Below are 12,476 nucleotides of genomic sequence, written 5' to 3'. Positions count from 1 at the left end.
AGGGTCATTCAATTCTTGAATGGCCCTTTTGTTTGTCTGGCGTTCGGCCAATTCTCCTAACCTTTGAAAACAGGCTTCTGACCGACGGGCAGATATTCCGCTTGCGGAAAATTATTATATGGATAATATTTCAATCGTAATATTCGGAGGCGACGATGAGCGATAAGAAGGCACAAACCCGCGAACGCATTCTCAAGGCCGCCAGTGCGGCGTTGATCAAGCATGGCCCGGCCGAGCCGAGCGTGGGTGAGGTGATGGGCGCGGCGGGTCTGACGGTGGGCGGTTTCTATGCGCACTTCGAAAGCAAGGATGCCTTGATGCTGGAGGCGTTCAAGCAGTTGCTCAGCCATCGTCGCGACTTGATCGCCGGCCTGGACGCAGGGCTGACCGGTGAAGAGCGGCGCACGCTGTCGGCGGCGTTCTACCTGTCGCGCAAGCACCGCGACTCCAGCGAACAAGCCTGCCCGATCCCGGCCTCGGTGGGTGAGCTCGGACGCCTGCCGGATGAGTTTCGCGCGGTGCTCAATGAACACATAGAACTCATGGCTGCGCAGTTGGCGGCCAGCCCCGAAGACACCGACAAGGCCTTGGCCGACATCGCCCTGATGGTCGGCGGCTTGTCCCTGGCGCGGGCGCTGGGCCCTGGAGAGTTATCGGATCGTTTGCTGCGCGCTGCCAAATCGGCGGTGCGATGAGCTAAGGCGCAAGCCCTGGAGATGAGCAATGGACAGGTTGAGCTGGATTCGTGGTGTCAATGGCACGCTTGGGCGGGTAGCGCCGCGCCTGGTGGCGAAGAAAATGCGCTCGCTGTTCATGCGTCCGCGAAACCTGCCGCCACGGGACTGGGAACTGCCATTGCTGGCAACGTCCGAGCGCATCACCTTGCGCTTCGGGCTTTCGGCCCTGCGTTGGGGCAAAGGCCCGACCGTCCTGCTGATGCATGGCTGGGAAGGGCGGCCCACGCAGTTCGCGGCGCTGATCACGGCGCTGGTGGACGCCGGCTACACGGTGGTGGCGCTGGATGGTCCGGCCCATGGCCGTTCGCCGGGGCGCGAGGCGAATGTCCTGTTGTTTGCCCGGGCCATGCTTGAAGCCGCCGCGGAACTGCCGCCGCTGCAAGCAGTGATCGGTCATTCAATGGGCGGTGCCAGCGCCATGCTGGCGGTCCAGTTGGGGTTACGCACCGAGACGCTGGTGAGCATCGCCGCCCCCGCGCGCATTCTTGGCATATTGCGCGGCTTTGCCCGGATGATGGGCCTGCCGCCCCAGGCACGTTCGGCATTCATCCGTCAGGTGGAACTCGACGTAGGCATGCCGGCCTCGAAGATGGACGTGGCGCACTACCAATTGGACATCCCAGGGTTGATCGTCCATGCCGAGGACGATACGTCGGTCTCGGTCAAAGAGTCGCAGGTGATTCATGAGGCCTGGTTCGACAGTCGCCTGCTGCGGCTGCCCCAGGGTGGGCACCAGCGGGTACTGGCTGATCCGCGGGTCATCGACGGGGTGCTGTCCCTGCTGGCCGGGCGCAGTTTGCAGGCACGGCAATCGGCTTGAGCATCCGGTACACTGCCCCGATCCATATTCGACCGGGAGAGGGGCATGGGCTGGGATCGAGCAACGCCGTTCATCATTGATCTTCAAGTGAATGCAGAGGACATCGACGGGCTGGGTCACGCCAACAACGCGGTGTACGTCACCTGGCTCGAACGTTGCGCCTGGCGCCACTCACAGCGCCTGGGGTTGGATCTGGTGGAATACCGGCGCCTGGACCGCGCCATGGCGGTGGTGCGGCATGAAATCGATTACCTGGCGGCGGCCTATGAGGGCGATGAGCTGCAACTGGCCACCTGGATCGTCGACTGGGACCAGCGCCTGAAGATGACCCGACACTTCCAACTGGTCCGCCCCCGTGACAACGCCACCTTGCTGCGGGCCCAGACCACCTTTGTCTGCATCGAGCTGTCCAGCGGCAGGCCCAAGCGCATGCCGGCGGAGTTCATCGACGGATACGGCCCGGCGCTGGAGTCCCAGGTCGCGCCTGGTGTCATCACCAGCTGACCCACCGCCTTCGCGGGCAAGCCCGCTCCCACAAAGGATTTACGGTGGACACACATCCTGTGTCCGCCAACGATCAACCTGTGGGAGCGGGCTTGCCCGCGAATGCGGCGGTACATTCAACATCAATGCAAACTGACCCACCGCTTTCGCGAGCAAGCCCGCTCCCACAGGGATTTATGCTGAATGCCGGATATGTGGGCAAAATCCGGTAAACTGCCGCACGTTTTTCCGTTGAGTGTGTGTTTCATGCAAATTGCCCTGGCGCCCATGGAGGGGTTGGTCGACAACATCCTGCGCGATGTTCTGACCCGCGTTGGCGGAATCGACTGGTGTGTCACCGAGTTCATCCGCGTCAACGATCGCCTGCTCACGCCGGCGTACTTCCATAAGCTCGCCCCGGAGCTGCTGACCCAGGCTCGGACCGCCGCCGGCGTGCCGCTACGGGTGCAATTGCTGGGGTCCGACCCGGTGTGCCTGGCGGAGAACGCAGCGTTGGCCTGCGAGCTGGGCTCGGAGGTGATCGACCTGAACTTCGGGTGCCCGGCCAAGACCGTGAACAAATCCCGCGGTGGGGCGGTCTTGCTCAAGGAGCCGGAACTGCTCAACCAGATCGTCGAACACGTACGCCGCGCAGTGCCCCGGCACATTCCGGTAACCGCCAAGATGCGCCTGGGCTTCGACAGCCCGGACGGCGCGCTGGTGTGTGCCACGGCGCTGGCCGAGGGCGGTGCAGAGCACATCGTGGTGCATGCGCGGACCAAGACCGACGGCTACAAGCCACCGGCTCATTGGGAATGGATTCCCCGAGTCCAGGACGTGGTCAAGGTGCCGGTGTTCGCCAATGGCGATATCTGGAGTGTCGAGGATTGGCGGCGTTGCCGCGAAATCAGTGGCGTCGACGACATCATGCTCGGTCGCGGCCTGGTTTCCCGTCCAGACCTGGCTCGGCAGATTGCCGCTGCCCGGGCCGGCGAAGAAGTGGTGCCGATGTCCTGGGCCGAACTGCAACCGATGCTGCAAGATTTTTGGGGGCAAGTGGTCGAGCAACTGACGCCCCGCCAGGCCCCTGGCCGATTGAAGCAGTGGCTGGCGATGCTGACGCGCAATTACCCCGAGGCGGTGACGTTGTTCAGTGCGTTGCGCCGGGAGACCGAGCTGGAAGCGGTGGGGCATTTGTTGGGTGTGAAGCGCACGGAAGCGGCCTGAAAAAAATTTCAAAAAAAGCTCTTGAAAAGTATTTGGCGGCCCCTAGATAGGGGTTACGCGATGCCGAATTCGGGTCGCGGAGACAAAAAACCTTGCTGAATTTTTCAGGAGATTTGAATCATGAGTACTGCATTTTCGCTGGCCCCACTGTTCCGTTCCTCGGTAGGTTTCGACCGTTTCAACGACTTGTTCGAAACCGCGCTGCGCAACGAACCAGGCAGCAGCTATCCACCCTACAACGTGGAAAAATACGGTGATGATCAATACCGTATCGTGGTCGCCGCCGCAGGTTTCCGGGAAGAAGACCTGGACCTGCAGGTGGAAAAAGGTGTGCTGACCATCAGCGGCGGTAAGCGCGAGGCCAGCAACGACAGCGTGACCTACTTGCACCAGGGCATCGCCCAGCGTGCATTCAAGCTGTCCTTCCGGTTGGCGGATCATATCGAGATCAAGTCCGCTGGCCTGAGCAACGGTCTGTTGAGCATCGACCTGTTGCGGGTCATCCCGGAAGAGGCGAAAGCCAAGCGCATCCCAATCAACGGGGTGCAGCAACAACCTGCGTTGCAGAACTGATGCATCGCCACTGAAAAAGGGCGCCGAAAGGCGCCCTTTTTCATGTCCAGCCTTTCACCTTCAGGGCAGCAGCCGTTCAAACGCCTCCAGCGGCAGCGGCCGGCTGTGCAGGTAGCCCTGGTACAGATGGCAGTCGAGCCCTTGCAGGAATTGCAGTTGTTCCAGGGTTTCCACGCCTTCGGCGATCATTTCCAGGTTCAGGCTGTGGGCCATGGCGACGATGGCGCGGATGATTTCAGCGTCGTTGGGGTCGCAGGTGGCGTCGCGCACGAACGACTGGTCGATTTTCAGCGTGTCTACCGGCAGGCGCTTGAGGTAGGTCAGTGATGAGTAGCCGGTGCCGAAGTCGTCCATGGCGAAACTCACCCCCAGTTTTTTCAGCCGGCGCATCTTGCCGATGGTGTCGTCCAGGTTCTGGATCACGATGCCTTCGGTGATCTCCAGTTTGAGCATGGAAAAGGGCAGGCCGTGGGTGACCAGGCTGCTTTCGATGCGTTCGACGAAGTCGCTCTGGCGGAACTGCCGGGGGCTGATGTTCACGCACAGGCTGAATCGCCGCGGGTCGATCCTGCCCCGGGCGATCAGGTCCTTGAAGCCGACACAGGCCTCATCGAGGATCCAGGTCCCGACTTCGAGGATCAGGCCGCTGTCTTCCAGCACCTTGATGAACTCGTTGGGCGACTGGGCACCCAGTTCCGGGTGATGCCAGCGAACCAGGGCTTCGGCGCCGACGATGCGGTTGTCCCGGGCGTCGACCTGGGGCTGGAAGTGCAGGCTGAATTCGCCACGGGCCAGGGCCTGGCGCAGGTCGGTTTCCATTCGCAGCCGTTCGCTGGCGGCTTTTTGCATGGTGGCGTGGAACATCTGCGAAGTGTTGCGCCCTGAATCCTTGGCGCGGTACAGCGCAATGTCGGCGCGCTTGAGCAGGTCGGCGGGCGTGGAGCCGTGGTCGGGAATCAGCGCCATGCCGATGCTCGGCGTGACTTGCAGGCGCTGGCCATCGAGGAACATCGGCTCCGAGAGCAGCTCACGCAGGGTGTCGGCCAGTTTCTGCACTTGCTCGCTGACGGCGGCACGGTTGCCCTCCAGCCCGCTGAGCAGCACGACGAACTCGTCGCCGCCAAGTCGGGCCACGGTGTCTTCCAGGCGTACGCTGGCCTCCAGTCGCGCCGTGATGATCTTCAGCACGGTGTCGCCCACGGGGTGGCCGAGGGAGTCGTTGATGTGCTTGAAATGGTCCAAGTCGAGAAACAGCAGGGCACCGCGCAGGTTGTGGCGCTTGAGCAGGGCGATCTGTTGGCTCAGGCGGTCCATCAACAGGGCGCGGTTGGGCAGGTTGGTCAGCGGGTCGTGGTAGGCCAGGTGGCGGATCTGCGCTTCGGCATTGCGCAGCAGGCTGACGTCTCGGGCGGTGAGCAACAGGCAGGCGGTTTCGTTCAGGGTGATCGGCTCGACGGACACCTCCACCGTGAGGATTTCCCCGCGCTTGTTGCGCCCGAGCATTTCCCGGTGGTGCACGCGGCCCTTGAGTTGCAGCTCGGCCAGCAACGCCGTGCGCTGTTTTTCATCGGCCCAGATGCCCACTTCATAGACTGTGCGGCCCAGCACCTCGTCGGCGCGGTAGCCGGTCAGGCGATAGAAGCCGTCGTTGATCTCCAGGTAGCGGCCGCTTTCGCGTTCGGTGATGGTGATGGCGTCGGGGCTGGAGTGAAACGCCTTGGCGAATTTTTCCTCGCTGGCCTTCAGGGCCGCTTCCGAGCGCTGCTGGTGGGTGATATCGCGCAGGGTGGTGACGATACAGGGCTGGTTGCCGACGTTGATCTGCCGGCTGGAGATCACGCAGGTCAGTGGCTGGCCGTCCTTGTGGTGGACGACGATGGCGACATTGCTCAGCGATTGCTCGCGAATCACTCGTTCGATGCGCTGCAGGCTGCTGCCCGAGGCTTCCCAGAGGCCGATTTCGTCGGCGCTGAGGCCGATCACGTCCTTGGCGCTCCAGCCGAAGGTCTGGGTGAAGCTGGAGTTGATCTCCAGGAACCGGCCGCTGTCCTGGTGGGTCACGCAAATCGGGTCGGGACTGACCTGGAACAGCGTGGCGAATTTCTCTTCCGAGGCCGCCAGGCTCTGTTCGCGCTCGACCTGGTCGGTGATGTCCAGCAGCGTGCCGGCCATGCGCAGGGGGCTGCCGTCTTCGTTGCGGTAGAGGCGCGCGCGGCTTTCCAGGTAGCGGGAGCTGCCGTCCGGCAGTTGCACGCGGTAGGTCAGTTGGTAGTTGCCTGCCGGGCCTTCGCGCAGGCTGCGGTAGGCATTGCGCATATTGTTGCGTTCTTCATCGGGCACCCCTTCGAAAAACGCATCGAACGATTCATGGAACGCCTTGGGCTCCAGGCCATGCAATTGCGCGGCGCGTGCGGAGCCGTAGAGCATGCCGCTGGGAATGTGCCAGTCCCAGGTGCCCAGTTGCGCCGAGTCGAGGGCCAGGTCAAGGCGCTCCTGGCTGTCCTTGAGGGCCTGTTCGGCGAGTTTGCGCTCGGTGGTGTCGAGAAAGGTGCTCAGCAGATAGGGTTGGCCCTCGAGCTCGACCTTCTGCGCGCTGAGGATGCCGTTGTGGATCTGGCCGTTACTGGCCCGGAACTCCACTTCCATGCTGACCAGTTCGCCCTTGGCCTTGGTCGCCTGCACCAGTTTCTGTCGTTGGCTGGGGTCTACCCACAGGCCCAGCTCCAGGGTCGTGCGGCCGATCACGGCATGGACCGGCCAGCCGAACAGGCTTTCGAAGTACTGGTTGACCTCGCTGATCAGGCCGTCTTCCTGGCGCGTCAGCAGCACCATGTTCGGGCACAGGTGAAACAGCGTGGCGAAGCGTTTCTCCGAGCTGCGCAACGCCTGCTCGCGTTGGCGCTGGTGAGTGATCTCGCGGATCACCCCGATCATGCGCGGGCGCCCGTGTTTGTCAGGCTGGACGCTGCCACTGATCTCCAGCCAGTGCAGGCTGCCGTCGGGCCAGACGATGCGGTGGTGCATCGCCTGTTCCAGCGGCGCGCCGGCCACGGCGGCGCGAAAGGCGCGGATGGCCCGGGCGCGATCTTCGGGCAGCAACAGGTCCAGGTAGTCCATGTCCGCCGGCAGCGGTTGGCGCGGGTCGAAGCCGAAGAGTGCCTGGGTTCCGCGGGACCAACTGATCTGGCCCGTCTCGATGTCCCACGACCAGGCGCCCAGCCGCGCACCGTTGAGCGCGGCCAGCAACTGTGGCGCACTGTCCCAGCTTTGCTCGGACCGCTTCGGGTCAAGCGCCTGGATACGCGGCAGGGGCGGTAGGGGATCTACGGGTTTGGGCATTCTCTGGCGAGCCTTGGGCAGGTTTGGGACTTAAGCGCGGGTGGCGTGGCGCTACAGGCGTCGCACAACCTATGCCTGAGTCCCTGGCAGATCGATTTGTGCGTCCAGTAGCGCCATGAAGGCCCGTGCAGCATTCGACAGCGTCCGTTCGGTGTGCAAGATATAGCCTAGCTGGCGAGTGAGCTGTATGCCTGGCAAAGGAATACGCGCCACCTGTTCGTCGAGCATGGTGCGCGGCAAAACGCTCCAGGCCAGGCCGATGGAAACCATCATCTTTATGGTTTCCAGATAATTCGTGCTCATGGCGATGTTGGGCGTCAGACCCTGGGCCTCGAACAGCCGTCGCACGATGTGATGGGTGAACGTATTGCCGCCCGGGAAGACCGCGGGGTGCAAGGCGATGTCGGCGAGGCTGACGGCGCCGTTTTCCAGCAGCGCATGTTCCGGCGCCACCACGAAATCCAGCGGGTCGTCCCAGACCGGCGTGGCACGCACCAGCGTGTGCGGTTCGGGGGCGAGGGTGATAACCGCCAGCTCCGCCCGGCCATGGAGGATTTCCTCGTAGGCCACTTCCGAATCCAGGAACTGAATATCCAGCGCCACCTGTGGGTAGCGTCGGGTGAATGCCCTCAACAGCGGTGGCAGGCGGTGCAGGCCGATGTGGTGGCTGGTGGCGAGGGTCAGTCGCCCGGTCACTTCGCCGGTCAGGTTGGTCAGGGCGCGGCGGGTATCGTCCAGTACATTGAGGATTTGATAGGCCCGTGGCAGCAGCGCGCGGCCGGCCTCGGTCAGGCCCACTTCACGGCCCAGGCGGTCGAACAGGCGTACGTTGAGTTGTTGTTCCAGGCCGGCAATGCGCTTGCTGATGGCCGGTTGGGTCAGGTGCAGGCGTTCACCGGCGCCGGAGAAACTGCCCGTCTCGGCGATGGCAATAAAGGCGTTGAGGTTGGCGAGGTCCATGGCGGTCGGGGTCGAATTCCAGTTGGTTATGCAAAGTATAAAAAATATGAATTTGAGTTATTCAATGTAACCCCATAGCATCAGCCTCACAAGCCAAAGGGTTATTGAAACGTTCAAGGCCCGGGGCATAGAAACAAGCTGATGAGGAACCGTCTGATGGCCTGCAAAACGCTCTACGACAAGCTCTGGGATTCGCATTTGGTCAAGCAGCGCGACGATGGCTCGGCGCTGATCTATATCGATCGTCACATCATCCACGAAGTGACGTCGCCGCAAGCCTTCGAAGGCCTGCGCCTGGCTGGGCGCAAGCCGTGGCGCATCGACGCCAACATCGCCACCCCGGACCACAACGTACCGACCACCCCGGAGCGCAAGGGCGGCATCGCGGCCATTGCCGACCAGGTCTCGCGCCTGCAGGTCCAGACCCTCGACGATAACTGCGACGAGTACGGCATCGTCGAATTCAAGATGAATGACGTGCGCCAGGGTATCGTCCACGTCATCGGCCCGGAGCAGGGCGCGACCTTGCCCGGCATGACCGTGGTCTGCGGCGACTCGCACACTTCCACCCACGGCGCGTTCGGCGCCCTGGCCCATGGCATCGGTACTTCCGAGGTCGAGCACGTGCTCGCCACCCAGTGCCTGGTCGCCAAGAAAATGAAAAACATGCTGGTTCGCGTCGAAGGCAAGCTGCCGTTCGGTGTGACTGCCAAGGACATCGTCCTGGCGGTGATCGGCAAGATCGGCACCGCCGGCGGCAACGGCCATGCCATCGAGTTCGCTGGCAGCGCGATTCGCGACTTGTCCGTCGAAGGCCGCATGACCATCTGCAACATGTCCATCGAGGCCGGTGCCCGCGTCGGCCTGGTGGCGGCCGATGAAAAAACCGTGGAATACGTCAAGGGTCGTCCGTTCTCGCCAAAAGGCGCGGAGTGGGACATGGCGGTCGAAGCCTGGAAGGACCTGGTGTCCGACGCCGACGCCCACTTCGACACCGTGGTCGAACTCGACGCCGCCCAGATCAAACCGCAGGTCAGCTGGGGCACTTCGCCGGAAATGGTCCTGGCCGTTGACCAGAACGTCCCGGATCCGGCCAAGGAGATGGACCTGGTCAAGCGCGACTCTATCGTCCGTGCCTTGAAATACATGGGCCTGAGCGCCAACCAGGCGATCACCGACATTCAGCTCGACCGCGTGTTCATCGGCTCGTGCACCAACTCGCGGATCGAAGACCTGCGCGCTGCCGCGGTGATCGCCAAGGGCCGCAAGGTTGCTTCGACCATCAAGCAAGCCATCGTGGTGCCAGGCTCGGGCCTGGTGAAAGCCCAGGCTGAAGCGGAAGGGCTGGACAAAGTGTTCATCGAGGCCGGTTTCGAATGGCGTGAGCCGGGGTGCTCGATGTGCCTGGCGATGAACCCGGATCGCCTGGAGTCGGGCGAGCATTGCGCTTCCACCTCCAACCGTAACTTCGAAGGCCGTCAGGGCGCCGGTGGTCGTACGCACCTGGTGAGCCCGGCCATGGCCGCGGCAGCGGCTGTCAACGGCCGTTTCGTCGACGTCCGCGAATTGATCTGAAGGAGCGCAGCATGAAAGCTTTTACCCAGCACACCGGTCTTGTCGCGCCTTTGGATCGTGCCAACGTCGACACCGACCAGATCATTCCCAAGCAGTTCTTGAAGTCCATCAAGCGCACCGGTTTCGGCCCGAACCTGTTCGATGAGTGGCGCTACCTGGATGTGGGCCAGCCGTACCAGGACAACTCCAAGCGCCCGCTGAACAAGGATTTCGTACTCAACGCCGAGCGTTACCAAGGCGCCAGCGTGTTGCTGGCCCGCGAGAACTTCGGCTGCGGTTCGAGCCGCGAGCACGCGCCGTGGGCCCTGGAAGAGTACGGTTTCCGTAGCATCATCGCGCCGAGCTACGCCGACATCTTCTTCAACAACAGCTTCAAGAACGGCTTGCTGCCGATCATCCTGAGCGACGCTGAAGTCGACGAGCTGTTCCAGCAGGTCGAAGCCAACCCGGGTTACCAGTTGCAGATCGATCTGGCGGCCCAGACCGTCACCCGTCCCGACGGCAAGGTGCTGGGGTTCGAGATCGATGCCTTCCGCAAGCATTGCCTGCTCAATGGCCTGGACGACATCGGCCTGACCCTGCAGGACAGCGATGCGATTGCCGCGTTCGAAGCCAGGCACCGGGCGAGCCAGCCTTGGCTGTTTCGCGATGCTTGATTGATTTGAGCTTTAAATAGGCAGGGCCGGCCTCTTCGCGGGCAAGCCCGCTCCCACGAGGTTTTGCGAACATTCAGTGTGGGAGCGGGCTCGCCCGCGAAGACGGCAGCAAAAACACCACCAGGCTAACCCCAAAAAAGGAAGTGCCCATGACCAGCACCGCCCACAGTCAGGTTGTACAGAAACAATTCGGTGAACAGGCCTCGGCCTACCTGAGCAGTGCCGTGCACGCCCAGGGCGCCGAGTTCGCGCTGCTGAAGGCGGAGCTGGCCGGTCATGAGCAGGCGCGTGTGCTGGACCTGGGATGCGGTGCCGGCCACGTGAGTTTCCACGTGGCGCCGCTGGCCGGTGAAGTGGTGGCCTATGACCTGTCACAGCAGATGCTCGATGTCGTGGCCACGGCGGCTGCGGACCGTGGCCTGGACAACATCACCACGGTGCGCGGTGCCGCCGAGCGCCTGCCGTTCGCCGATGGCGAGTTCGACTTCGTGTTCAGCCGCTATTCGGCGCATCATTGGAGCGACCTGGGCCTGGCGTTGCGCGAAGTGCGCCGCGTGCTCAAGCCGGGTGGGGTGATGGCGTTCATCGATATCCTGTCGCCGGGCACGCCGTTGCTGGACACTTACCTGCAAAGCATCGAAGTGCTGCGCGACACCAGCCATGTGCGCGACTATTCGGCTGACGAGTGGTTGCGCCAGGTCAGCGAGGCGGGGCTGTACACCCGCAGTCTTTCGCGCCAGCGCCTGCGGTTGGAATACCAGTCCTGGGTCGAGCGCATGCGCACCCCCGAGGTGATGCGCGGGGCGATTCTGGCGCTGCAGCGGGCGATGGGCGATGAAGTGCGTGAATATTTTGAGATTGAGGCCGATGGTTCGTTCAGTACAGATGTACTGGTGCTGTGGGCCGAGCGATAGCATTTTTCCTGGTGCGACCTGGGTTTAGAACCTGGTGCGTGCCGATAGAGCAAACGAGGAAAGCATGAGCAAGCAGATTCTGATTCTCCCCGGCGACGGTATTGGCCCGGAAATCATGGCCGAGGCGGTCAAGGTCCTGGAGTTGGCGAACGACAAGTACGACCTGGGCTTCGAGCTCAGCCACGACGTCATCGGTGGCGCAGCCATCGACAAGCACGGCGTGCCGCTGGCCGATGAAACCCTGGAGCGTGCCCGTGCGGCCGATGCCGTGCTGCTGGGCGCCGTGGGCGGCCCGAAATGGGACAAGATCGAGCGTGACATCCGCCCCGAGCGCGGCCTGCTGAAGATCCGTGCGCAACTGGGCCTGTTCGGCAACCTGCGTCCGGCGATCCTCTACCCGCAACTGGCCGATGCTTCGAGCCTGAAGCCGGAAATTGTCTCGGGCCTGGACATCCTCATCGTTCGTGAGCTGACCGGCGGTATCTACTTCGGCGCCCCCCGTGGCACCCGTGAGCTGGATAATGGCGAACGCCAGGCCTACGACACCCTGCCGTACAGCGAAAGCGAAATCCGCCGCATCGCCCGGGTCGGTTTCGACATGGCCCGCGTGCGGGGCAAGAAGCTGTGCTCGGTGGACAAGGCCAACGTGCTGGCGTCCAGCCAACTGTGGCGCGAAGTGGTCGAGCAGGTGGCCAAGGATTACCCGGACGTCGAGCTGAGCCACATGTACGTCGACAACGCCGCCATGCAACTGGTGCGTGCGCCGAAGCAGTTCGACGTGATGGTCACCGACAACATGTTCGGCGACATCCTGTCCGACGAAGCGTCGATGCTCACCGGTTCCATCGGCATGTTGCCGTCGGCGTCCCTGGATGCCAACAACAAGGGGATGTACGAGCCATGCCACGGTTCGGCGCCGGACATCGCCGGGCAGGGCATCGCCAACCCGTTGGCGACCATCCTGTCGGTGTCGATGATGCTGCGCTACAGCTTCAACCGCAGTGACGCGGCCGACGCCATCGAGCAGGCGGTCAGCGTGGTGTTGGACCAGGGCTTGCGCACAGGCGATATCTGGTCGGCCGGTTGTACCAAAGTCGGTACGCAGCAAATGGGCGATGCAGTAGTCGCCGCGCTGCGGAATCTGTAATCTTTCGGGCCCACTGCTTCGACGGTGGCCCACTTTTGTATAGGT

11 protein-coding genes are annotated in these 12,476 nt (G+C 62.9%); 9 read left to right on the top strand and 2 right to left on the bottom strand.

All coding sequences use genetic code 11. The features are described from left to right. Positions 1-155 precede the first annotated feature (155 nt). From VM99_15230 to VM99_15210, 5 genes are all read left to right on the top strand, one after another. Positions 156-695, top strand: a complete 540-nt coding sequence (locus VM99_15230) for a TetR family transcriptional regulator (protein ID AKJ99354.1) — start codon at positions 156-158, stop codon at positions 693-695. Positions 696-723: 28 nt separating this feature from the next. Further along, on the top strand, positions 724-1,557 hold the full coding sequence (locus VM99_15225) for a hydrolase (protein ID AKJ99353.1): 834 nt from the start codon (positions 724-726) through the stop codon (positions 1,555-1,557). A gap of 45 nt (positions 1,558-1,602) precedes the next feature. Then, complete coding sequence (locus VM99_15220; protein AKJ99352.1) at positions 1,603-2,061, top strand: 4-hydroxybenzoyl-CoA thioesterase; 459 nt, start codon at positions 1,603-1,605, stop codon at positions 2,059-2,061. Positions 2,062-2,307: 246 nt separating this feature from the next. Beyond that, positions 2,308-3,267 carry a tRNA-dihydrouridine synthase C gene (locus tag VM99_15215; protein AKJ99351.1) on the top strand — a complete coding sequence of 320 codons (960 nt, stop codon included), beginning with the start codon at positions 2,308-2,310 and terminating at the stop codon, positions 3,265-3,267. 120 nt (positions 3,268-3,387) lie between these two features. Next, complete coding sequence (locus tag VM99_15210) at positions 3,388-3,840, top strand: heat-shock protein (protein AKJ99350.1); 453 nt, start codon at positions 3,388-3,390, stop codon at positions 3,838-3,840. A 60-nt stretch (positions 3,841-3,900) separates the two neighbouring features. Here VM99_15210 and VM99_15205 read toward each other — a convergent pair whose 3' ends face one another. Together VM99_15205 and VM99_15200 are read right to left on the bottom strand one after the other, a co-directional pair. Next, complete coding sequence (locus VM99_15205) at positions 3,901-7,179, bottom strand: histidine kinase (protein ID AKJ99349.1); 3,279 nt, start codon at positions 7,177-7,179, stop codon at positions 3,901-3,903. 69 nt (positions 7,180-7,248) lie between these two features. Then, positions 7,249-8,139, bottom strand: coding sequence for a LysR family transcriptional regulator (locus tag VM99_15200; protein AKJ99348.1), 891 nt, complete (start codon positions 8,137-8,139; stop codon positions 7,249-7,251). Between the two features lie 156 nt (positions 8,140-8,295). Here VM99_15200 and VM99_15195 point away from each other — a divergent pair, with 156 nt between their 5' ends. The 4 genes from VM99_15195 (at position 8,296) to VM99_15180 (ending at position 12,431) form a co-directional block, all read left to right on the top strand. After that, the gene (locus tag VM99_15195; GenBank protein AKJ99347.1) at positions 8,296-9,714 is read left to right on the top strand and encodes an isopropylmalate isomerase; all 1,419 of its coding nucleotides are present in this window, start codon (positions 8,296-8,298) and stop codon (positions 9,712-9,714) included. Between the two features lie 11 nt (positions 9,715-9,725). Continuing rightward, positions 9,726-10,370 (top strand): 3-isopropylmalate dehydratase, encoded by a 645-nt coding sequence (locus tag VM99_15190; protein AKJ99346.1) that lies wholly within the window; start codon positions 9,726-9,728, stop codon positions 10,368-10,370. A 149-nt stretch (positions 10,371-10,519) separates the two neighbouring features. Further along, positions 10,520-11,284 (top strand): SAM-dependent methyltransferase, encoded by a 765-nt coding sequence (locus VM99_15185; GenBank protein ID AKJ99345.1) that lies wholly within the window; start codon positions 10,520-10,522, stop codon positions 11,282-11,284. A gap of 64 nt (positions 11,285-11,348) precedes the next feature. Continuing rightward, the gene (locus VM99_15180) at positions 11,349-12,431 is read left to right on the top strand and encodes a 3-isopropylmalate dehydrogenase (GenBank protein ID AKJ99344.1); all 1,083 of its coding nucleotides are present in this window, start codon (positions 11,349-11,351) and stop codon (positions 12,429-12,431) included. Positions 12,432-12,476 lie beyond the last annotated feature (45 nt).

This window comes from Pseudomonas chlororaphis, from assembly GCA_001023535.1.
GTDB classification, from domain to species: Bacteria; Pseudomonadota; Gammaproteobacteria; order Pseudomonadales; family Pseudomonadaceae; genus Aquipseudomonas; species Aquipseudomonas chlororaphis_E.
This window is presented reverse-complemented; position numbering and strand designations above follow the sequence as displayed.